At 68.4% G+C, this 20,219-nt stretch carries 24 protein-coding genes; 13 read left to right on the forward strand and 11 right to left on the reverse strand.

Annotated features, from left to right (window positions below; genetic code table 11):
- Together ACWELJ_RS21560 and ACWELJ_RS21565 are read right to left on the reverse strand one after the other, a co-directional pair.
- Positions 1–802 (reverse strand): serine/threonine-protein kinase (locus tag ACWELJ_RS21560; RefSeq protein WP_452367925.1); only part of this gene is annotated, 802 nt, incomplete at its 3' end.
- A gap of 59 nt (positions 803–861) precedes the next feature.
- Positions 862–1,815 (reverse strand): acyl-ACP desaturase, encoded by a 954-nt coding sequence (locus ACWELJ_RS21565; protein ID WP_452367926.1) that lies wholly within the window; start codon positions 1,813–1,815, stop codon positions 862–864.
- 152 nt (positions 1,816–1,967) lie between these two features.
- Between ACWELJ_RS21565 and ACWELJ_RS21570 the strand changes: the two genes are divergently transcribed.
- The 6 genes from ACWELJ_RS21570 to ACWELJ_RS21595 all read left to right on the forward strand — a co-directional run bounded on the left by ACWELJ_RS21570 (position 1,968) and on the right by ACWELJ_RS21595 (position 7,203).
- Positions 1,968–2,489 (forward strand): PH domain-containing protein, encoded by a 522-nt coding sequence (locus tag ACWELJ_RS21570; RefSeq protein WP_452367927.1) that lies wholly within the window; start codon positions 1,968–1,970, stop codon positions 2,487–2,489.
- 33 nt (positions 2,490–2,522) lie between these two features.
- Positions 2,523–3,200, forward strand: a complete 678-nt coding sequence (locus tag ACWELJ_RS21575) for a response regulator transcription factor (RefSeq protein WP_033085103.1) — start codon at positions 2,523–2,525, stop codon at positions 3,198–3,200.
- Between the two features lie 84 nt (positions 3,201–3,284).
- Positions 3,285–4,595, forward strand: a complete 1,311-nt coding sequence (locus tag ACWELJ_RS21580) for a sensor histidine kinase (RefSeq protein WP_452367928.1) — start codon at positions 3,285–3,287, stop codon at positions 4,593–4,595.
- A 112-nt stretch (positions 4,596–4,707) separates the two neighbouring features.
- Positions 4,708–5,133 carry a hypothetical protein gene (locus ACWELJ_RS21585; RefSeq protein ID WP_452367929.1) on the forward strand — a complete coding sequence of 142 codons (426 nt, stop codon included), beginning with the start codon at positions 4,708–4,710 and terminating at the stop codon, positions 5,131–5,133.
- 37 nt (positions 5,134–5,170) lie between these two features.
- Positions 5,171–5,863, forward strand: coding sequence for a response regulator transcription factor (locus ACWELJ_RS21590; RefSeq protein ID WP_452367930.1), 693 nt, complete (start codon positions 5,171–5,173; stop codon positions 5,861–5,863).
- A gap of 59 nt (positions 5,864–5,922) precedes the next feature.
- Positions 5,923–7,203 carry an ATP-binding protein gene (locus ACWELJ_RS21595; RefSeq protein ID WP_452367931.1) on the forward strand — a complete coding sequence of 427 codons (1,281 nt, stop codon included), beginning with the start codon at positions 5,923–5,925 and terminating at the stop codon, positions 7,201–7,203.
- On the opposite strand, the gene ACWELJ_RS21600 is transcribed toward ACWELJ_RS21595, so the two are convergent.
- Positions 7,169–7,717 (reverse strand): GtrA family protein, encoded by a 549-nt coding sequence (locus ACWELJ_RS21600; RefSeq protein ID WP_452367932.1) that lies wholly within the window; start codon positions 7,715–7,717, stop codon positions 7,169–7,171. The genes ACWELJ_RS21595 and ACWELJ_RS21600 overlap by 35 nt on opposite strands.
- 138 nt (positions 7,718–7,855) lie before the next feature.
- On the opposite strand from ACWELJ_RS21600, the gene ACWELJ_RS21605 reads away from it, so the two are divergent.
- The 4 genes from ACWELJ_RS21605 to ACWELJ_RS21620 all read left to right on the forward strand — a co-directional run bounded on the left by ACWELJ_RS21605 (position 7,856) and on the right by ACWELJ_RS21620 (position 11,610).
- Positions 7,856–9,061 carry a 5-(carboxyamino)imidazole ribonucleotide synthase gene (locus tag ACWELJ_RS21605; RefSeq protein ID WP_452367933.1) on the forward strand — a complete coding sequence of 402 codons (1,206 nt, stop codon included), beginning with the start codon at positions 7,856–7,858 and terminating at the stop codon, positions 9,059–9,061.
- Positions 9,054–9,557 carry a 5-(carboxyamino)imidazole ribonucleotide mutase gene (gene purE, locus ACWELJ_RS21610; protein ID WP_452367934.1) on the forward strand — a complete coding sequence of 168 codons (504 nt, stop codon included), beginning with the start codon at positions 9,054–9,056 and terminating at the stop codon, positions 9,555–9,557. The genes ACWELJ_RS21605 and purE overlap by 8 nt, the downstream gene beginning before the upstream one ends.
- A 35-nt stretch (positions 9,558–9,592) precedes the next feature.
- Entirely contained in the window at positions 9,593–10,288 is a 696-nt protein-coding gene (locus tag ACWELJ_RS21615) for a TetR family transcriptional regulator (protein WP_452367935.1), read from the forward strand.
- Between the two features lie 164 nt (positions 10,289–10,452).
- Positions 10,453–11,610 (forward strand): acyl-CoA dehydrogenase, encoded by a 1,158-nt coding sequence (locus ACWELJ_RS21620; protein WP_357097668.1) that lies wholly within the window; start codon positions 10,453–10,455, stop codon positions 11,608–11,610.
- A gap of 129 nt (positions 11,611–11,739) precedes the next feature.
- Here ACWELJ_RS21620 and ACWELJ_RS21625 read toward each other — a convergent pair whose 3' ends face one another.
- Entirely contained in the window at positions 11,740–12,279 is a 540-nt protein-coding gene (locus ACWELJ_RS21625; RefSeq protein WP_452367936.1) for a hypothetical protein, read from the reverse strand.
- Between the two features lie 318 nt (positions 12,280–12,597).
- Here ACWELJ_RS21625 and ACWELJ_RS21630 point away from each other — a divergent pair, with 318 nt between their 5' ends.
- Entirely contained in the window at positions 12,598–12,918 is a 321-nt protein-coding gene (locus ACWELJ_RS21630; protein ID WP_357097672.1) for a hypothetical protein, read from the forward strand.
- A gap of 4 nt (positions 12,919–12,922) precedes the next feature.
- Here the strand turns inward: ACWELJ_RS21630 and ACWELJ_RS21635 are convergent, their stop codons facing one another.
- Both ACWELJ_RS21635 and ACWELJ_RS21640 read right to left on the reverse strand, forming a co-directional pair.
- The gene (locus ACWELJ_RS21635) at positions 12,923–13,213 is read right to left on the reverse strand and encodes a GNAT family N-acetyltransferase (RefSeq protein WP_452367937.1); all 291 of its coding nucleotides are present in this window, start codon (positions 13,211–13,213) and stop codon (positions 12,923–12,925) included.
- A 46-nt stretch (positions 13,214–13,259) separates the two neighbouring features.
- Entirely contained in the window at positions 13,260–14,579 is a 1,320-nt protein-coding gene (locus ACWELJ_RS21640; protein WP_452367954.1) for an FAD-binding oxidoreductase, read from the reverse strand.
- A gap of 124 nt (positions 14,580–14,703) precedes the next feature.
- Between ACWELJ_RS21640 and ACWELJ_RS21645 the strand changes: the two genes are divergently transcribed.
- Positions 14,704–15,024, forward strand: coding sequence for a GroES family chaperonin (locus tag ACWELJ_RS21645; protein ID WP_033085091.1), 321 nt, complete (start codon positions 14,704–14,706; stop codon positions 15,022–15,024).
- Here ACWELJ_RS21645 and ACWELJ_RS21650 read toward each other — a convergent pair whose 3' ends face one another.
- Both ACWELJ_RS21650 and ACWELJ_RS21655 read right to left on the reverse strand, forming a co-directional pair.
- Positions 15,025–15,813: an SDR family oxidoreductase gene (locus ACWELJ_RS21650; protein WP_452367938.1), complete on the reverse strand. Its 789-nt coding sequence runs from the start codon at positions 15,811–15,813 to the stop codon at positions 15,025–15,027.
- A gap of 71 nt (positions 15,814–15,884) precedes the next feature.
- Positions 15,885–16,460, reverse strand: coding sequence for a TetR/AcrR family transcriptional regulator (locus ACWELJ_RS21655; protein WP_452367939.1), 576 nt, complete (start codon positions 16,458–16,460; stop codon positions 15,885–15,887).
- Between the two features lie 62 nt (positions 16,461–16,522).
- Here ACWELJ_RS21655 and ACWELJ_RS21660 point away from each other — a divergent pair, with 62 nt between their 5' ends.
- Entirely contained in the window at positions 16,523–17,227 is a 705-nt protein-coding gene (locus ACWELJ_RS21660) for a polysaccharide deacetylase family protein (protein ID WP_452367940.1), read from the forward strand.
- Positions 17,228–17,294: 67 nt separating this feature from the next.
- Here the strand turns inward: ACWELJ_RS21660 and ACWELJ_RS21665 are convergent, their stop codons facing one another.
- The 3 genes from ACWELJ_RS21665 to ACWELJ_RS21675 are packed head-to-tail and all read right to left on the reverse strand — an operon-like array spanning position 17,295 to position 20,150.
- Positions 17,295–18,710: an NAD(P)(+) transhydrogenase (Re/Si-specific) subunit beta gene (locus tag ACWELJ_RS21665; RefSeq protein ID WP_452367941.1), complete on the reverse strand. Its 1,416-nt coding sequence runs from the start codon at positions 18,708–18,710 to the stop codon at positions 17,295–17,297.
- A gap of 4 nt (positions 18,711–18,714) precedes the next feature.
- On the reverse strand, positions 18,715–19,032 hold the full coding sequence (locus tag ACWELJ_RS21670) for an NAD(P) transhydrogenase subunit alpha (protein WP_452367942.1): 318 nt from the start codon (positions 19,030–19,032) through the stop codon (positions 18,715–18,717).
- The gene (locus ACWELJ_RS21675; protein ID WP_452367943.1) at positions 19,032–20,150 is read right to left on the reverse strand and encodes a Re/Si-specific NAD(P)(+) transhydrogenase subunit alpha; all 1,119 of its coding nucleotides are present in this window, start codon (positions 20,148–20,150) and stop codon (positions 19,032–19,034) included. Before ACWELJ_RS21675 ends, ACWELJ_RS21670 begins: the two co-directional genes overlap by 1 nt.
- Positions 20,151–20,219: the final 69 nt, after the last annotated feature.

Consider the following 20,219-nt stretch of genomic DNA (forward strand, 5'->3'; position numbering starts at 1 on the left):
CGGCGAATTCGCCTGCGGTGGCGTACCGTTCGGCCGGATCCTTGGCCAGCCCCCGGGCGACGACGCGGTCGAGGGCCGCGGGGACGGCCGGGGCCAGCGCGGAGGGCGGCTGGGGCACGCGTTCCAGGTGGGCGCGCATCAGCTGGGCGGGGTTCTTCACCCGGAACGGCCGCTCACCGGTGAGGCATTCGTAGAGCACGCACGCCAGTGAGTAGACGTCCGAGCTGATCGAGACATTGCCGTCGAAACGCTCGGGCGCCATGTACGCGGGTGTGCCGACCAGCATGCCGGCCTGGGTGATGGCGGTCTGCCCGTCCTGCAGCGCGGTGCCGAAGTCGATCAGGTAGGCGACGTCGTCGGGCGCGACGATGATGTTCTGTGGTTTGACGTCGCGGTGCACCAGCCCGGCGGCGTGGGCTTCGTCGAGGGCGCAGGCGATCTGCGCGATCAGCCCGACGGCCGCGTCCGGGGCCATCGGCCCCTCCCATTCGAGCAGGGCTTCGATATCGAGGCCGTCGACGAACTCGGACTCGATGAACAGCCGGCCCTCGAGCTCGCCGTAGCTGTGCACCGCGACCACGTGGGGTCCGTGCAGCATCGACGCGGCCCGCGCCTCCCGCTCGAACCGTTCCCGGTATTCGGGGTCGGCGGTCAGCACGGGCGCCAGCAGCTTCAGCGCGACGGTGCGATCCGTCGCGGTGTCGTGGGCGCGCCACACTTCCGCCGACCCGCCGCTGCCGAGCAGTTCGTCGAGGCGGTATCGGCCCAGATAGCCATCCCCCAACGGAGTTCCTCTCGTCACACTGGGGGACTACCATAGCGAACCGAATTTATTTCACCCGCGCAGCACACGGGTGACGGTCATGCGGTCTGCAGCACCCCGCGGGCTGCTTCCCGCGCGAGCAGGCGGTCGCGCTGCTCCTCGAATTTCACGACGTCCTTGCCCAGTTTTTCCATGTACGCGGCCAGGGTATCGCGCGCCTGTTCGCCGGCCGGTCCGAAGTCGTTGCGCTCGAAGACATTCCAGTTCTTGAGCACCGGCGCGACCACCTCGTCCAGGTGCTGGCGCAGATCGTAGATGCCGTGCTTGGCCATCATCGCGCCGTTGCGGCGGAAGTTGGGCATGCCGGATCCGGGCATGACGAAACTGGTGAGCACCCTGGTGATGGCGTCGATCGCCTGATCCGGGACCAGGTCCAGGCCCGCGCCGCAGAGGGTGCGGTAGAAGATCATGTGCAGGTTCTCGTCGGCGGCGATGCGCTGCAGCATGCGGTCGGCGATGGGGTCGTCGCAGACGCGGCCGGTATTGCGGTGCGAGACGCGGGTGGCCAGCTCCTGGAACGTCACATACGCGACATTGTCGAGGAACCCGCCCCACTCGTCGGGTGACTTGGCGCCGCCGGTCATGTGGATCATGCGCGCCTGCTCCAGCGCGACCGGATCCACGCCGCGGGTCACCACCAGGTAGTCGCGCATCACGATGCCGTGCCGGTTCTCCTCGGCGGTCCAGCGGCCGACCCAGGTGCCCCAGGCGCCGTCCTGAGAGAAGTTCTCGGCGATCTCACGGTGATACGAGGGCAGATTGTCCTCGGTGAGCAGATTGGTGATCATCGCGATCTTGGCGACCTCGGACAGTGTGGACTGCGACGGATCCCAGTCCTCACCACCCATCGCGGCGAAATTGCGCCCCTGGTCCCACGGCACGTAGTCGTGCGGGTGCCAATCCTTGGCCATCGACAGATGCCGGTTCAGGTTCTCCTCGGCAACGGGTTCGAGCTCGCGAAGTATCTGGTATTGCGTCAACTCTCGGGTCACACACGCCTCCTGTGTCTTGCACACCGGGTGGAGCCTGCTGATGACGAACGGCAAACGCGTGCCGACGATGCTACCGGCAACCGCACGATTGTGCCCCGGGTCCGCGGGGCCGCGTGCGGCATTCCGGCATCTCGGCGAGATAGGGTTTCGGCATGGGTTATCCGGAGGAGGCACTGGCGCCCGAAGAGGTGCTGCTCCTGCATCGCCATCCGCATTGGAAGATGTTGTTCTGGCCCGCTGTGACTTTCATCCTGATTACCGCATTGGCCGGATTCGGCGCGGGGGTGGCGGCGCGCAATACCGAGGACGGTCTGCGGACCGGGCTGCTGCTCGCGATTCTGGCGCTGTGGGCGGGGATCGTGCTGTGGCGCAGCGTCGCTCCGCTGATCCGGTGGAAGTCGACGCATTTCATCGTGACCGATCGGCGGGTGCTGATCCGGCAGGGCGTGCTCACCCACACCGGCATCGACATTCCGATGAACCGGATCTCGAATGTGCAGTTCCGCCATGGGTTGTTCGACCGCATGCTGGGCACCGGCACCCTGATCATCGGCTCGGCGTCGGAGGATCCGCTGGAGTACGACGACATTCCGCACGTGCAGCGGGTGCACAACCTGCTGTACCACCAGGTCTTCGATGTGGTGCAGAAGAATCCGAACGGCGGCGGCTTCTAGGGTTCCGCCGGTGCGTACCCGTAGGCTGATGCCGTGACCGCAGTACTGCTGGCCGAAGACGACGAGGCCATCGCCGCGCCGCTGTCGCGGGCGCTGGGCCGCGAGGGCTATTCGGTGACCGTGGAGAGCTATGGTCCCGCCGTGCTCGAGCGGGCCCTCGAGGGTGGTCACGACCTGCTCATCCTGGATCTCGGGTTACCCGGTATGGACGGGCTCGAGGTGTGCCGGCAGGTGCGGGCCCGGGGCGCGGAGCTGGCGGTGCTGATGCTGACCGCGCGCACCGACGAGGTGGACTTCGTGGTCGGCCTGGACGCGGGCGCCGACGACTATGTGGGCAAACCGTTCCGGCTGGCCGAACTGCTGGCCCGGGTGCGGGCGTTGTTGCGCCGCAGCGGAATCGGCGACGAGGCGGTCGAGGTCGGCGGCATCCGGCTGGAGCCGGCGGCACGCCGGGTGCTGGTGAACGGTGTCGAGGTGAACCTCGCCAACAAGGAGTACGAGCTGCTGAAGGTGCTCATCGACCGCGCCGGGCAGGTGGTCTCGCGCGAGACCATCCTGCGCGAGGTGTGGGGCGACGCGGATCTGCGCGGCTCCAAGACCCTGGACATGCACATGTCGTGGTTGCGTCGCAAGATCGGTGACGAGGGTCCGGTGGCCGAGCGGCGTATCGTGACCGTGCGCGGCGTAGGCTTCCGGTTCAATACCGACTAGCCGTTCGAAATCTCTGCCTGATCTGCTGTGCTGTTCCGTGCGCGTGTGACCCCCGAAGCCCCGGCGAAGCGAGGCATCTCGACGATGAGACGCAGAATCCTGCTGTCCATGGTGGCCGCGTTGACCCTCACCACCCTGGTTCTCGGTGTGCCGCTGGCGTTCACGGCCTGGAAGTGGGTCGAGGACATCAGCCGCAACGAACTGCGCAACCGGCTCAACAGCATCTCCGAAGAGGTGATCCGGCAGGAGCACGACGGCATGGTGTACGGCGAACTCGACACCAAGGCGGTGCGGCTGCTGATCCCGGCCAACGGCAAGCTGACCATCATCTATCCGACCCAGTCGGAGAACAACAAGCGGATCGACATCGGCGCGGAGACGGTGCTCGATCCGCTGGCCGAGTCCTGGTCGATGGGCATCAACGGTTCGCTGCGCCTCGAAATCCCGTCCGCCCCCATGCATTCCATGCAGCGGCAGGCGCTCGGCGCGGTGCTGGGCCTGGTGCTCATCTCGCTGGGCGCGGGCATCGCGGTGGCGGTGGTGACCGCGCGGCGGGTGGCCGACCCGCTGCGCGATGTGGCGGCCCGCGCGGCCCGGCTGGCCATGGGCGACTTCCGCGCCGATCCGCGCCGGCACGGCATCACCGAACTGGATCGCGTCTCCGACGTGCTGGATTCGGCCACCGTGGAGATCGCGGGCCGCCTGCAACGCGAGCACGCGCTGGTCGCCGATGTCTCCCATCAGCTGCGCAGCCGGCTCACCGCGGTGCGGCTGCGCCTGGACGAACTGTCCGCGCACGCCGACCCGGCCGTGGTGCACGAGGCGGAAGAGGCGATGGCGCAGGTGGATCGGCTCACCGACGCCATCGACGAACTGGTCCGCGCCTCCCGCGACGAGGGTGCGGCCGAACGCGACCCCGTGCCCGTGGTGGCCGAATTGCGCAGTGTCGTAGCGGAATGGCGGCATCCGTTCGCCGAGGCCGGACGCAAACTGGTGCTGCTCGGCGACCCGACACTGAAAGCGCCCGTGACCGGTTCGCGCCTGCGCGAGGCTCTGGCCGTGCTGGTCGACAACGCGCTCATGCACGGCGGCGGCACCTGCACGGTGTCGGTGCGCACGGTGGCGGGCCGCATGGACGACCGTGAGCCGCTGGTGGTGGTGGAGGTCGCCGACGAGGGCGACGGCGTGCGAGATGAGCTGGCGCCGCACATCTTCGACCGCGGCTTCTCGGCGGCGGGGTCCACCGGTGTGGGGCTGGCGCTGGCTCGCGCGCTCATCGAGGCCGACGGCGGGCGGTTGGAGCTGCAGCGCCGCCGCCCCGCGCTGTTCGCGGTCTTCCTCGGTTCGTCGGGGGTGGCGTCGCGCCCGATCTCGGTGGGCACCGAGCCGCGCTGATCTTCTATCGGTTCTCTAACTCTTCGTTATCCGGTGCTGAGAACTCGGGTCCTAGGTTGGGTCCGGTCAACAGGAACCGACGAGCGATCGTCGACGAACAGCAGGAGATCCCATGCCCACGTTCACCGTTCGCCGCACGCTGACCGCCGGTGTCATCGGCGCCGCCGCGCTCACCGTCCTGGCCCTGCCCGCGACCGCGACCGCCGACACCCCGGATTCGATTGCCGGACTGGCGGATACGGGTAGCTCCGGACCGGCCCTGGCCACCCAGCCGGCGCTGCCGCTCGAGCCGGCGCTGCCGGGCGAACCGGCCCTGCCCGCGCTGCCGGGCGAGCCGACCGGTCCGGGCACGGTGGTGATCAAGGACCGCGACGGCAATGTCATCGTGCGGCAGCTCCAGCCCGGCGAGCGGATCGGGCCGGACTCGATTCCCGCGCTCCCGCCGGAACCGGGCGTCGCCCTGCCCGACGGCCCCGTGGTGGCGGTGCCGGACGGCCACACGCCCTCGCGCACCATCGTGTTGAACCCGGCTCGCTGAGAAGTTTTCTCAGTCCGCGCCCGTATCGTCTGATGCCGTGACCGGTCCCCGGATTCTGATTGTGGACGACGATGCCAGGGTGCTGACCTCGGTGGCGCGGGGGCTCCGGATGTCGGGTTTCGAGGTCGAGACCGCGGCGGACGGGGCCGCCGCGCTGCGCCACATCGCCACCGACGCCCCGCAGGCCATGCTGCTGGACCTGAACATGCCGAATCTGGACGGCGTCCAGGTGGTGACGGCGCTGCGCGCGCTCGGCAACGACATCCCGATCTGTGTGCTGAGCGCCCGCGCCGAGGTCACCGATCGCATAGACGCCCTGGAGGCGGGTGCGGACGACTATCTGACCAAGCCCTTCGACCTGGGTGAGCTGGTGGCGCGGCTGCGCGCCATGCTGCGCCGGGCCCCCGCGCCCGCCCACGTCTCCGACGACCGCATCACGGTCGGCCCGCTCACGGTGCTGCCGGGCGCGCGCCGGGCCGCGATCGACGGCACCCCGCTGGAGCTCACCAAACGTGAATTCGATCTGCTCGCCGCGCTGGCTTCGGCGCCGGGACAGGTCTTCTCGCGTGCGCAGCTGCTGGATCGGGTGTGGGGCTACGACTTCGAAACCCAGACCAAGGTGGTCGACGTCTTCGTCTCCTACCTGCGCAGAAAGATCGAGGACACCGGGTGCCCGCGTCTCATCCACACGGTCCGCGGCGTCGGTTTCGTGCTGCGGGCCGAGCCGTGATCCGGACGCCGCGACGGCTGTGGCCGCGTGGCCGGATCGCCCTGTCCCTGCGGGCTCGCGTGGCATTGGCCAGCGCCGCGACGGCCGCGGTGGTGGTGGCGGTCATGTCGGTGGTGCTGTTCGCCTTCGCGCCCGCGGAGGCGTCGAACCAGGTGGGCCGGATCGTGAGCGCGATCGCACTGGCCCCCGCCGACACCGTGCGCCTGCCGGAACCGGGTGTTCCCGCGCAACCGGTTCCGGGCGCTCCGGCGCAACCGCCCACCGCCTTGCCCGCGCTGCCGGCCTCCCCGTCGCCCGGCGTGCTGATCACCCGCATCGATCCGGGCGATCCGAATGCGGAGTTCTCGCGCACCGTCGCCCTGAACGGTGAGCCGGTCGCGCTGACCGTCCCCACCGCGGTCGCCTCGGATACGGCCACCCGGCAACGGGTCCGGATCGTGCTGATCGGCCTGGCCGGAGTGGCGCTGGCCGGCGTGCTCGGCTGGCTGGCCGCGCATCGTGCCGTGGTGCCGTTGCGGCGGCTGACCGCGGCGACGGCCGGGCTCGGGGAGGGGCTCGCCCTGGACTCGCCACGGCGTCCGGTGGCCAGTGAGACAACGGAATTGGCGCGGGCCATGAACACCATGCTCGGGCGGATCGCCACCGAGCGCCGCCACACCGACGAGGCGCTGGTCACGGCGCGGGATTTCGCCGCGACCGCCGCGCACGAGCTGCGCACCCCGCTGACGGCCATGCGCACCGATCTCCAGGTGCTGCGGTCGATGCCGCTGTCGGAGACCGAACGCGCCGAGATCCTGGATGACGTGCTGAGCGCGCAGAGTTCGGTCGAGGCCACCCTGCACGCGCTGGAGCGGCTCGCGGTGGGCGATCTCACCACCGAATCGGATTGGGCGGAGCTGGATCTGGGGGAGGCGGTCGACCAGGTGGTGGACGACGCCCGGCGGCGATATCCGGGAGTGACGATCGACACCGACGGGGTCGAGCCGATTCGCCTGCGCGGCTTGGCCGCGGGCCTGCGCTCGGTGGTGGACAACGCCGTCACCAATGCGGTGCGGCACGGCGGCGCGGATCGGATCGAGATCGCGGCCCACCCGGCGGACGGTCACGCGGTGCTGACCATCGACGACAACGGGTGCGGCATTCCCGCCGCGGATCGCGAGCGGGTCTTCGAGAGGTTCTATCGGGCGAGCTCGACGCAGGGCAGTGGCCTGGGTCTCGCACTGGTGGTTCAGCAGGCCCGCTTACACGGCGGAACCGCGACAATCGGGGAAAGTCCGGCAGGCGGTGTCCGCCTGATCGTCACCCTCAGCTGTGACCCAGCTGTTCCTCGTTCTCGTTGACCAGGTCTTCGAATTCGTCCTGGAGCTCCTGCATTTCGTCCGGGAAGACCCACTTCTTCATGGACCAGAATCGGAATGCCATTTGCAGCAGGTTGCCGACGATGAAGGCGCTGACGAAGTCCGCTATGTTCTCGACGGTGAAACTCACATTGGGCTGGCGCAGGTCGAACACATAGCTCGACACCCACAGCGGCAGCGCGGCCAGGCCGACGCCGATGCCGCTGACCAGGAAGAACAACAGCGCCTCGTGGTGCTTCTCGCGACCACCGCGCTTGTCGAACGTCCATTCCCGGTTGAGGATGTAGGACACGATTACCGCCACGATGCCCGACATGATGCGGGCCACCGTCGGCTTGGTGTCCATGATCGTCCATTTCAGGACGTAGAAGATTCCGAGGTCGATCACGAACGTGGTCGCACCGACAATCGCGAACTTCAGGAGTTCGTAATGGCGGTCCGCGAGGGCCCGCAGCGGCGCGGGCAGGCGATTGACCACTTCATCGACAAATGACACGGTGCGAGTCTACGTCTCTCGCCTGGGCTGTGTCGGGCCGGTACAAATCGGGGCAGCGACCCGTCGGAGGACTCGCCGATACCTGTCACGCGACCCGCGGGCGAGCCGCCGGTGGGTGTCATGACAACATAGTGCAGCGTGAGCGCCCGTTCCTTCGATTCCTCCGCGATGCCCACCGTCACCATGATCGGCGGCGGCCAGCTCGCGCGCATGACCCACCAGGCGGCCATCGCGCTGGGCCAGCGGCTGCGCGTGCTCGCCGAACGGCCCGACGACCCGGCCGCACAGGTCACCCCCGACGTGGTGCTCGGCAGCCACGACGATCTGGCCGCGCTGCGCAAGGCCGCGGTGGGTTCGCACGCGCTGACCTTCGACCACGAGCACGTGCCCACCGAGCACCTCGAGTCGCTCATCGCCGAGGGCGTGAACGTGCAGCCGCGGCCGCAGGCGCTGATCTTCGCGCAGGACAAGCTGCGCATGCGCCGCAAGCTGGCCGAGCTGGATGTGCCGATCCCGGCCTACACCGAGGTGAACTCGGTCGCCGACGCGGTCGCCTTCGCCGACGCGCACGGCTGGCCCTTCGTGCTGAAGGCGGTCCGCGGCGGCTACGACGGCCGCGGCGTCTGGATGCCCGCCGACGCCGCCGAGGCCGCCCCGATCATCGAGGACCAGCTGGCGCACGGGGTCGCGCTGATGGCCGAGGCCAAGGTGGATCTGAAGCGGGAACTGTCGGCCATGGTGGCGCGGTCCCCGTTCGGTCAGGCCGCGGCCTGGCCGGTGGTGGAGACCGTGCAGCGCAACGGCCAGTGCGCGGTTGTGATCGCGCCCGCCCAGAACCTGTCCCCGGCCAAGGCCACCGAGGCCGAGGCGCTGGCCCTGCGCCTGGCCGCCGAGCTCGGCGTCACCGGCGCGATGGCGGTGGAGCTGTTCGAGACCCACTCCGGCGACCTGCTGGTCAACGAGCTGGCCATGCGCCCGCACAACTCCGGCCACTGGGGTATGGACGGCGCCTGCACCGGCCAGTTCGAGCAGCATGTGCGCGCGGTGCTGGACTACCCGCTGGGCAGCACCAAGCCGCTGGCCCCGGTCACCGTGATGGCCAATATCCTGGGCGCGCCGCAGGCCCCCGCGATGTCGATGGACGAACGCCTGCACCATCTTTCGGCCCGTCTCCCCGAGGCCAAGGTGCACCTCTACGGCAAGGGCGAACGCCCCGACCGCAAGATCGGCCACATCAATTTCCTCGGCGACGACGTCGCCGAGACCCGGGAGAAAGCCGAGCGCGCGGCGCACTGGATGTCGCACGCGATCTGGACCGACGGATGGGATCCGCACCATGACTGACACCGCCCAGGTTGGCCTCATCATGGGGTCGGACTCCGACTGGCCCACCATGGAAGCCGCCGCGGAAGCGCTGGCCGAGTTCGGGATCCGCTTCGAGGTGGGCGTGGTCTCCGCGCACCGCACCCCGCAGCGCATGCTCGACTACGCCAAGACCGCCGCGGACCGCGGCATCAAGGTCATCATCGCGGGCGCGGGCGGCGCCGCCCACCTGCCCGGCATGGTCGCCTCCGCGACCCCGCTGCCGGTGATCGGCGTCCCGGTGCCGCTGAAGTACCTCGACGGCATGGACTCGCTGCTGTCGATCGTGCAGATGCCGGCCGGTGTTCCGGTCGCCACCGTCTCGATCGGCGGAGCGCGCAACGCGGGCCTGCTGGCGGCGCGCATCCTGGCCACCGCGAACCCCGAATTGCGTTCGCGCATGGAACGATTCCAGGCCGACCTGGAAACCCTCGTCCTGGAGAAGGACGAGGCGCTGCGGAACAAACTGCTGGGCTGAGCCACCGGGCTCCCGCGCCGGGCTACCGTTGGCGGATGCCCAACGACCAGCCCGCGCGGCCGCGCGCCGACGCGGATTCGACCGAACGCCGATTGACCGTGGTGGATCAGGCGTTGCGGTTGTTCGCCGAAAAGGGTTACGAGGCAACGACGGTCGACGAGATCGCGGAGGCGGCGGGGATCTCGCGGCGCACCTTCTTCCGGCAGTTCCGGTCGAAGGAGGACGTGGTCTTCGCCGATCACGAGTCGCAGTTGACGCAGGCGCGGGCATTCTTGGACGCCGCGCACGGGGATGCGTGGGATGCGGTGTGTGACGCCGTGGTCGAGGTGTTCGAGCGGTTCACGCAGTGGCGGGACCTGGCGGCCCGCCGCTACGGGGTGGTGCGGCAGGTGCCGACGCTGCGGGAACGCGAGATCGTGACGGTGTTCCGCTACGAGCGGTTGTTCACCGATTACCTGCGCCGGAAGCTGCCGGGGACTTCGGATCTGGCGCTGGTGCAGTTCACCGCCGCGGTGACGGCGACCCACAACTATCTGCTGCGGCGCATGGTGCGCGGCGAGTCGGCGGCCAGTCCGGAGGATCTGCGGTCGGCGCTGGCGGCGATTCCGCGTGGAGGGGCCGGCCGCGACGCCGCGACGGGGTCGGATCAGATGGTGGTGGCGGTGTTCCCGCGCGATCTGGCGCCCCGGCAGGTCGCCGACCTGCTGGCCCGTCGTCTCGATACGCTGTGACGTGACCGCGGTGGGCTCTTTGACACTGCGTGCCACAACGTTGTGATGAAGTACCCGCACGTGGCCGCGATATCGCGGCGTATAGTTGGCTGCAAATGGCACTGAGTGCCGTACAAGTTGGCGATGCTGGGCACCCAGCGGCGAGACGACCAGGAGACAACCCCATGGCGGGCAACCCCGATTTCAACCTGTTCCAGCTCGAGGACTTCCACCACGAGCTGCGCGAGGCCATCCGCGGCCTGTGTGAGAAGGAGATCGCCCCCTACGCGAAGGATGTGGACGGCAACGCCCGCTTCCCCGAGGAGGCGCTGACCGCCCTCAACGCGGCCGGCTTCAACGCCGTGCACGTGCCCGAGGCGTACGGCGGCCAGGGCGCCGACTCGGTCGCCACCTGCATCGTGATCGAGGAAGTGGCCCGCGTCTGCGGTTCCTCCTCGCTCATCCCCGCCGTCAACAAGCTCGGCACCATGGGCCTGATCCTCAACGGTTCCGAGGAGCTCAAGACCAAGGTCCTCGCCGACATCGTCGCGGGCAAGATGGCCTCCTACGCGCTGTCCGAGCGTGAGGCCGGCTCCGACGCCGCCTCCATGCGCACCCGGGCGCGCCAGGACGGCGACGGCTGGATCATCAACGGCTCCAAGTGCTGGATCACCAACGGCGGCAAGTCCGACTGGTACACCGTCATGGCCGTGACCGACGCCGACAAGGGCGCCAACGGCATCTCCTCGTTCATGGTCCACAAGGACGACGAGGGCTTCGTGGTCGGCCCGCTCGAGCACAAGCTGGGCATCAAGGGTTCCCCGACCGCCGAGCTGTACTTCGAGAACTGCAAGGTTCCGGGCGACCGCATCGTCGGCGAGCCGGGCACCGGTTTCAAGACCGCGCTGCAGACCCTGGACCACACCCGCCCGACCATCGGCGCGCAGGCCGTCGGCCTGGCGCAGGGCGCGCTGGACGCCGCGATCGCCTACACCAAGGACCGCAAGCAGTTCGGCAAGGCCATCGCCGACTTCCAGAACACCCAGTTCATGCTGGCCGACATGGCCATGAAGGTCGAGGCCGCGCGCCTGATGGTCTACACCTCGGCCGCCCGCGCCGAGCGTGGCGAGAAGAACCTGGGCTTCATCTCCGCGGCCGCCAAGTGCTTCGCCTCGGATGTGGCCATGGAGGTCACCACCAACGCCGTGCAGCTCTTCGGCGGCGCCGGCTACACCACCGACTTCCCGGTGGAGCGCATGATGCGTGACGCCAAGATCACCCAGATCTACGAGGGCACCAACCAGATCCAGCGTCTGGTCATGTCCCGCCAGATCCTGCGCTGATCCCTGTCCCGGCAGCGCGATGAGACACCCGGAGGCGGTCCCGAATTCGGGACCGCCTCCGGTGTTCTTCGGTCCAGGGTTGGGCTGGACCGAAGTTCGCGCGCGGCTACGCGGTTCGGCCGTCCCGGGTTACTGGCCCGAGGAGAGGGTGGGCAGCAGAGTGGCGAGCAGGGTGGACAGCAGGCTGCCGGCGGGGGACAGGGTGGAGCTGCCGGTGCCGGTCGCGGGCAGGCAGGTGGTGCCCTGCGGCGCGGTCTGCACGACGGTGAGCGAGATCGGGCCGAGCGCGGTCGCGGCGACGTGCGCCTCGGTGATGTAGAGGTTCCAGGTGCCGGTGGCGGTCCCCGAGGCCGGGATCGACTGCGACGGCGTCCACTGGAAGGTCAGGTCCTGCCCGGAGACCGAGGCCTGCGCGGCCGACCACCAGGTGACATTGGTGCTGGTGTTGGTGGCCTGCAGCACGAAGTTGTTGTCCCCGTACTGGCTCGCCATGGTCGCGGCGTCGGCCGCGGGCAGCGTGACGGTGTAGGTGGTGTCGGCGCAGTAGGCCGTCGAGGTGGTGATGGCGATCTGGGCCGAGGCGGCGGGGGCCATCGCGATGGTGGCGGCGGCGACGGCCGCGGCCCCGGCGATTCCGGCGCCCGAGCGAGCGAGAACCGACTTCTTCATAAGGATTGTGTCTCCCGAGTTGTCGAAAACCCCTGTGTCGAGGGGGCTCCGGGACACTAACCCGCCTGGTGAAAGGTAAATACTTCACTCAGCATGGAATCTGCTGTGAATCGCTGTGGACGAATCCATGGTTGCCCGGATGACGCGCGGGATCGCGGCACGTCGAAAACTCTTCAGTAGCTGGAGAATTGCTCCGGGAAACGGTTCGCCCCCGATGTGCGGCAGGCGGGTTCGCCAGGGTTTTTCTTTCCCGCTTCCTCAGGTAAAGCACGGGTTCGAGGGCTGTTCGGGCCGGGATGCTGGGGGCACTATGGAGCCATGTCCGGAGTCGAAATCAACGACACCTTCGTGCGGCGGACACTGGCCGACGGGCGGGTGGAAGAGGTCGCGTGGACGGAACTGGCCGAGGTGCGCATCATCACCGCGGCGGACGGGCCGTTCGCCGGGGACGTGTTCTTCGTGCTCATCGGGGCGACCGGTAAGGGCTGCGTGGTGCCCTACTCGGCCGCCGACACCGTGTTCCTGACGAAGTTGCAGTCGTTGCCGGGATTCGACGACGCGAAAGTGGGGGAGGCGATGGTGGGCAGCGCCGACCGGCATTTCCGGGTCTGGCAGCGGCGGCACCACCGCGCCAACTAGCGAATCAGGCCACCAGATCGGCGTATTCGGGGTGCTCGCCGATGTACTTCTCCACATACCAGCAGGTGGGGATGATCGAGAAGCCCTCGGTGCGGGCGTCGTTCAACGCGAACTCGACCACCTGCGCGGCCACGCCGCGGCCTCGGAACTCGGGAAAGGTCATGGTGTGCTGGATATCGCGGACCTTGACGTCGCCGTCGACCTGCTCCGCGTAGTCGGCGTAGCCCGCGAGAGTGCCGTCCAGATAGATCTCGTAGCGGGTCGCGTCGGCATTGTGTTCCAGCGTGGTGCTCATGACCTGTGTGAACTCCCTTGTGATGCGGATTGTTCCGGAGACCGGTTCAGAGCACGGCCCCGGGGTTGAGTATCCCGTCCGGATCCAGCGCATCCTTGATCCGGCGCGTGAGCCCCATCACATCGGGGCCGAGCTGGGCCGGGAGCCACGGCTTCTTCAGCCGGCCGACGCCGTGTTCGCCGGTGATCGTGCCGCCCAACGCGATGGCCAAGTCCATGATTTCGCCGAAGGCCAGATGCGCGCGTTCGGATTCTTCCGGGTCGGTCGGGTCGTGCACGATCAACGGGTGGGTGTTGCCGTCGCCCGCGTGCGCGATGACGGAGATCAATACCCGCCGGTTTGCCGCGATCTCCGCGATCCCGGTGACCAAGTCCCCGAGCCGGGGCAGCGGCACCCCGACATCCTCGAGCAGCAGCGGCCCCTTGCGCTCCACGGCGGGGATGGCGAATCGCCGTGCCGCGCAGAAGGCTTCGCCCTCCTCCTGATCGTCGGTCCGGAAAGCCTCGGTGGCCCCGGCCTTCTCGCACGCCGCCAGCATCAGATCGGCTTCCCGCCCGGCGTGCTCGCCGGGGGCGTCCGAGCGCGCCACCAGCAGTCCCGCCGCCTGCCGGTCGAGCCCCATCCGCAGCTCGTCCTCGACAGCGTTGATCGCCACCGAATCCATGAATTCCAGCATGGAGGGCCGTAATTGGCCGGTGATGGCCAGAATGGCGTCGGTGGCAGCGGTGAGCGTCGGGAAGCTCGCCACCACCGTCGACTGCGGCGGCTGCGCGGGCAGCAGCCGCAGGGTCAGCTCGGTGATGATGCCGAGCGTCCCCTCGCTGCCCACGAACAGTTTGGTCAGCGACAGTCCCGCGGAGTCCTTGAGCCGCGGACCGCCCAGCCGCACCACGGTCCCGTCGGCCAGCACCACCTCCATGCCGAGCACGTAATCGGTTGTGACCCCGTACTTCACACAGCACAGCCCGCCGGCATTGGTGGCCGCGTTGCCGCCGATGGAACAGATCTCGAAGGAGGAGGGATCCGGCGGGTACCAGAGTCCCATGTCGGCGACGGCCCGCTTCACCTCGGCGTTGAGCAGTCCCGGCTGCACCACCGCGGTCCGCGTCACGGTGTCGACGCTGATCTCGCGCATCTTCTCGGTGCTCAGCAGCAGCGCCCCGTGCTGCGCGGTGGCGCCGCCGGAGAGCCCGGTCCCGGCCCCGCGCGGCACGATCGGCACCCGATGCGCGGCCGCCCACCGCACGGTGGCCGCGACCTGCGCGGTGGTGGACGGCCGCACCAGGGCGAGCGCGGTCCCGGCGTCCGGATCCAGTGCCCGATCCTGTCGATAGCCGCCCAGCACATCCGGATCGGTCACCACCATGCCCGCGGGCAGCAGCGCCCGGAGACCGTCGATATCGGAGATTCGGTCCGTCACGGTTCCGAACCTACGCGGTCGGGCGGGCACCGGGGCGGAACCGGACATTCCCGCGCAGTACACTGCCGCGGTGTCCGATGCCAAGCTCGAAATCCAAATGCTGCACGACCGCGTCATGGTCAAACTCAGCCCCGAGGCGGGCGAGCGGCGCAGCAGTGGCGGCATCCTCATTCCCGCCACCGCCCAGGTCGCCAAGCGCCTGTCCTGGGGCGAGGTGTGCGGCGTCGGGTCGCACGTGCGCGCGGTGAGCGTGGGCGACCAGGTGCTGTTCAGCGCCGATGACCAGTTCGAGGTCGAGATCCAGGCGCAGGCGTATTACGTTCTGCGCGAACGCGATCTGCACGCCGTCGCCAACACCCACCCCGAACACGGCACCGGGCTGTACCTCTGATCAGACGGTCTTCACGACTCCGCCGTCGATGAGGTAGTCGGCGCCGGTGACGGCGCCGGCCTGTGCGGAGGCCAGGAAGGTGATCAGCGCCGCGACCTCCTGGGGTTCGACGATGCGTCCGATGGTGACACCGAACTGGCCGGGCAGCGCGGCCAGGAACTCTTCCTGATCGACGCCGTTCGCGGCGGCCAGCTTCGCGCCGAGATGGTCGGCGCTGCGCCAGATGTCGGTCCCGACCGGCCCGGGGGAGACGGTGTTCAGCCGTACCCCGTGGGGCCCGAATTCCTCGCTGATCCGCTTGCCGAACGCGGTGAGCGCCGCCTTCGCCTCGCTGTATCCGGCGGGGCCGACCGCTGGAACCCGGGCGTTGATCGAGGAGACGTTGACGATCGCCCCGCGCCGCTCGATCAGGCTGGGCAGCGCCGCGCGGGTGGCGGCCACCACCCCGAACAGATTGAGGCCGAACATGTCGTGCCACTGCTGTTCCGGGATGTCCAGGAAGCCGCCGAGCACCAGCTTGTCCGGGTCGCCCGCGCCGACATTGTTGATCAGGATGTCGAGGCCGCCGACTTCGGCCAATGCCGCCTCGACCGCTTCGGTCGCGCCCGCGCTGGTGCTCAGGTCCGCGGAAACGGTGGCCGCCGAGACCTTTTCGAGTTCGGGCGTGATGTTGCGTGCGACGCCGACGACGCGCACGCCCTCGTTCGCGAGGGCTTCGGCGACTGCGAGTCCGATGCCGCGGCTGGCGCCGGTGACGAGTGCGGTCTTGCCGTTCAGTCCGAGATCCATGATCCGTACCTTTCTTGAACTGCGAGTCAAAAACTGGGGTAAAAGAAGAGGCCGCCGGTCGCGGCCCGAGTTCAGAGGGTGGACAGAGTGGTGTCGATGATCCGGTACATGGTCTCCGCATCGGAGATCTTGGCGGTGATGCGGAGTCCGCCAATGGTATTCATCAGGAATTCGCTGTAGGTCCGCGCGTCGACCTCGGTGCGGACGTCACCGTCGCGCCGGCCTTGCTCGATGCGCTCGGTGAGCGCCTCGACCATGTGCCCGTGTGCGACCGTCACCGCCTTGGTCGCTTCCGGATCGTGCCCGCCGAGTTCCAGGGCGGTATTGGCGACCAGGCACCCGCGCCGGACCTCGCCCGACAGATCGCTGTCCACGATCAGTCGCATCCAGGCCCGCAGTCGCTCCGTGGTGGTGCCCGGCTCGGACAGGACCTCCCGTGCCAGTGTCGCCCCCATGCGGTCGTATCGGGTCATGCACAGCTCGAACAGCTCCCGCTTGCTTCCGAAGGTGTTGTAGAGACTGCCTTTCCCGACGCCGGTGGCCTCGGCGAGCTGCGCGGGCGAGGTGTTGCCGTACCCATGGGTCCAGAACGCTTCCATGGCGCGGTCCACCACCGTGTCCGCGTCGAAGTTGCGTGGTCTGCCCATGGAATCGACCCTAGATGTTTTAGACCTCGGGGTCAATAATTGTTTCGGGTAGCCTCGCGGCGATGAAACGCAGGCTGCTCACCATGGGCGCGCTCACGCTCGTGGTGCTGGCGCTGATCTCGGCCGGACTGTACGTGCTGATGAATTCGCGCACCTACCAGGTGGCGGGCCGCCTGGTATCCCGGGTCGACACCACCGACAAGGTCGTCGCCCTCACCCTCGACGACGGCCCCACCGAACGCACCCCGGCGATCCTGAAAGCCCTGGCGGACGCGGGCATCCCGGCCACCTTCTACCTCATCGGCGGTGAACTGGCCGCCCACCCCGACCAGGGCCGCGCCATCGCCGAGTCCGGCAACGAGATCGGCAACCACACCTACCACCACGAACGCATGATCTTCGTGACCCCCGGCTTCGTCCGTGACGAGGTGGAACGCACCGACGCCGAGATCGCCAAAACCGGCTACCGCGGCCCGATCACCTTCCGCCCGCCCAACGGCAAGAAACTCTTCGCCCTGCCCTGGTACCTCTCCCACCACGACCGCGCCACCGTCACCTGGGATGTGGAACCCGATTCGGGCAAGACCCCCACCACCGACGAGATCGTCTCCGAAACCCTGTCGAAGGTGCATCCGGGCTCGATCATCCTGCTGCACACCATGTATCCGACCGGTGACCCTTCCCTGTCCGCGATTCCACGTATCGCGCAGGCGCTGCGCGAGCAGGGCTACCGCTTCGTCACGGTGTCGCAGTTGCTGGAACACTGACCGGCGGCCGAAACACCAACGGCCCGCATCTCTTCCGAGATACGGGCCGTCGACGTGCGAGTCGCGGTTACAGCGCCTTCAGTTCCTCGGTGACAGCGCCGACGGACTTCTTGGCGTCGCCGAACAGCATGGAGGTGTGGTCGGCGTAGAACAGCGGGTTGTCGATGCCGGCGAAGCCGGAGTTCATCGAGCGCTTGAGCACGATGACCGACTTGGCCTGGTCGACGTTCAGGACCGGCATGCCGTAGATCGGGGACGAGGCGTCCTCGCGGGCGGCCGGGTTGGTGACGTCGTTGGCGCCGATGACCAGGGCGACATCGGTGCGGGCGAACTCGCCGTTGATGTCGTCCATTTCCTTCATGGCGTCGTAGGACACCTCGGCCTCGGCCAGCAGCACGTTCATGTGGCCGGGCATACGACCGGCGACCGGGTGGATGGCGTACTTGACCTCGACACCCTTGGCCTCGAGCAGGGCCGCCATCTCCTTGACCGCGTGCTGGGCCTGGGCCACGGCCATACCGTAGCCGGGGACCACGATGACCTGGTTGGCGTAGGCCATCTGGATCGCGGCGTCGGCGGCGGAGGTGGCCTTGGCCTGCTTCTGCTCGCCGGAGCCGGACGCGCCGGGAGCGGCCGCGCCGCCACCGAATCCGCCCGCGACGATGGCGGGGATGGACCGGTTCATGGCCTTGGCCATCAGGTTGGTCAGGATGGTGCCGGACGCGCCGACGATCATGCCGGCCACGATCATGGCGGTGTTGTTCAGCGCCAGACCGGCGGCCGCGGCGGACAGACCGGTGAGGGCGTTGAGCAGCGAGATGACCACGGGCATGTCCGCGCCGCCGATCGGCAGCACGACCATCAGACCGAGGATGCCCGCGAGCACCAGCAGCGCGATCATCCAGTACTGCGGCACACCGTCATTGGTGGCGCCGATGCCGATCACCACGGCCGCCGCGATGGCGCCCGCGAGCAGCAGCAGGTTCAGCGGCTGCTGCAAACGGCCGACGCTGATCGGGCGGCCCGACAGCAGCTCCTGCAGCTTGGCGAAGGCGATGATCGAGCCCCAGAAGGAGACCGAGCCGATGATGGCCGCGAACAGCGAACCGATCACGATGTGCACCGAGGGGCTCTCGTGCACCTGGGAAAAGCCCTTGGTGTCGAGGAATTCGGCCCACGCGATGAGCGCGACGGTGCCACCGCCGACGCCGTTGAACGCGGCGACCAGCTGCGGCATGGCGGTCATCTTGGTGAACCGCGCGGGCGGAACACCCAGCGCCACACCGACGACCAGACCGGCCACGATCAGGATCCAGTTGTTGGTGTCGCGGATCGAGATGAGCGTCGCGATGACCGCGATCGCCATGCCGACCGCCGCGATCAGGTTGCCGCGCACCGCGGTCTTCGGGCCGGTGAGGCCCATCAGACCGTAGATGAACAGCGCGAACGCCGCGATGTAGAGAATATTGACCAGGTTGTCCATGGGGTTACTCGCCCGCCTTCTCTCGCGCGGCAGGCTTCTTGGCCTTGAACATGCCCAGCATGCGGTCGGTCACGACGAAACCGCCGATGACGTTCAAGGTTCCGAACACGACGGCCACGAACAGGATGATCTGCATCAGCACCGAGGGGTGCTGCACCTTGCCGAACACCACCAGCGCGCCCAGCACGACGATGCCGTGAATGGCGTTGGTGCCGGACATGAGCGGGGTGTGCAGGGTGTTGGGCACCTTGGAGATCACGGCGAAACCGACGAACCCGGACAGCACCAGGATCGCGATGTTCGCCAGCAATTCGGTGTACATCAGGCTTCCACCTCACGGGTGACGCAGGAATCCGCCAGCACCTGATCCTCGAAATCGGGTGCGAGCGCACCGTCCTTCAGCATGAGTTCGAGCAGGGCGGCGATGTTCTTGGAGTACAGCTCGCTGGCGTGCTCCGGCATGGTGGCCGGCAGGTTCAGCGGCGAGGCGATGGTGACGCCGTGGCGCACAACGGTTTTGCCGGGTTCGGTCAACTCGCAGTTACCGCCGGTCTCACCGGCCAGGTCCACGATCACGCTGCCGGGCTTCATGCCCTCGACGGCGGCGGCGGTGACCAGGCGCGGGGCCGGGCGACCGGGCACCAGCGCGGTGGTGATGACCACGTCGAAGCCCTTGATGGCGTCCTCGAGGGCCTGCTGCTGCTGAGCCTTCTCGTCGTCGGTGAGCTCGCGGGCGTACCCGCCCTCACCGGCGGCGTCGATGCCGAGGTCGAGCCACTGCGCGCCGACCGAGCGCACCTGGTCGGCGACCTCGGGGCGAACGTCGTAACCGGTGGTGCGGCCGCCGAGGCGCTTGGCGGTGGCCAGGGCCTGCAGACCGGCGACGCCCACGCCGAGGACCAGCACGGTGGCCGGCTTCACGGTGCCCGCGGCGGTGGTCAGCATGGGGAAGAATCGGGTGGATTCCGAGGCGGCGAGCAGCACGGCCTTGTAGCCGGCGACGTTCGCCTGGGAGGACAGCGCGTCCATGACCTGGGCGCGGGAGATGCGCGGAATCGCTTCCACGGCATACGCCTGCACGCCCGCGGCCTTCAGCGCGCCGATCTTGGTGTCGGCGTTGCGGGGCGCCAGGAACCCGATCAGGGTCTGGCCCTTCGCGAGCTTGCCGATCTCGCCGTCATTGGGCGGCGCGACCTTCACGACGACGTCGGCGCTGTACGGATCGCCCAGCGTCGCACCGGCTTCGGTGTACGCCTCGTCCGGAATCAACGCGCCCAGACCGGCACCGGCCTCGACGATCACCTCGACACCCTGCTTCAGCAGGGCCGGAATGATCTTCGGCACCAATGCGACGCGTCGTTCGTCAGGGTTCGTCTCGCGAACCACTCCGACGCGCGCACCGCGGGGCGCAGCGGTCTGTGCGCTCTGCGTTGTGTCCACTTGTCAAACTTCCTTCTCGTGGTGAGTCCAGGCCACCTGTCGGTTTTCAGCCGTGTCACCGGTCCAACG

Source organism: Nocardia sp. NPDC004582 (assembly GCF_053602115.1).

Coding starts and splice junctions, on each gene's coding strand:
- ACWELJ_RS21570 (WP_452367927.1), top strand. CDS start 1,968: ATGGGTTATCCGGAGGAGGCACTGGCGCCCGAAGAGGTGCTGCTCCTG.
- ACWELJ_RS21580 (WP_452367928.1), top strand. CDS start 3,285: ATGAGACGCAGAATCCTGCTGTCCATGGTGGCCGCGTTGACCCTCACC.
- ACWELJ_RS21585 (WP_452367929.1), top strand. CDS start 4,708: ATGCCCACGTTCACCGTTCGCCGCACGCTGACCGCCGGTGTCATCGGC.
- purE (WP_452367934.1), top strand. CDS start 9,054: ATGACTGACACCGCCCAGGTTGGCCTCATCATGGGGTCGGACTCCGAC.
- ACWELJ_RS21615 (WP_452367935.1), top strand. CDS start 9,593: ATGCCCAACGACCAGCCCGCGCGGCCGCGCGCCGACGCGGATTCGACC.
- ACWELJ_RS21620 (WP_357097668.1), top strand. CDS start 10,453: ATGGCGGGCAACCCCGATTTCAACCTGTTCCAGCTCGAGGACTTCCAC.
- ACWELJ_RS21625 (WP_452367936.1), bottom strand. CDS start 12,279: ATGAAGAAGTCGGTTCTCGCTCGCTCGGGCGCCGGAATCGCCGGGGCC.
- ACWELJ_RS21630 (WP_357097672.1), top strand. CDS start 12,598: ATGTCCGGAGTCGAAATCAACGACACCTTCGTGCGGCGGACACTGGCC.
- ACWELJ_RS21635 (WP_452367937.1), bottom strand. CDS start 13,213: ATGAGCACCACGCTGGAACACAATGCCGACGCGACCCGCTACGAGATC.
- ACWELJ_RS21640 (WP_452367954.1), bottom strand. CDS start 14,579: ATGGTGGTGACCGATCCGGATGTGCTGGGCGGCTATCGACAGGATCGG.
- ACWELJ_RS21650 (WP_452367938.1), bottom strand. CDS start 15,813: ATGGATCTCGGACTGAACGGCAAGACCGCACTCGTCACCGGCGCCAGC.
- ACWELJ_RS21655 (WP_452367939.1), bottom strand. CDS start 16,460: ATGGGCAGACCACGCAACTTCGACGCGGACACGGTGGTGGACCGCGCC.
- ACWELJ_RS21660 (WP_452367940.1), top strand. CDS start 16,523: ATGAAACGCAGGCTGCTCACCATGGGCGCGCTCACGCTCGTGGTGCTG.
- ACWELJ_RS21665 (WP_452367941.1), bottom strand. CDS start 18,710: ATGGACAACCTGGTCAATATTCTCTACATCGCGGCGTTCGCGCTGTTC.
- ACWELJ_RS21670 (WP_452367942.1), bottom strand. CDS start 19,032: ATGTACACCGAATTGCTGGCGAACATCGCGATCCTGGTGCTGTCCGGG.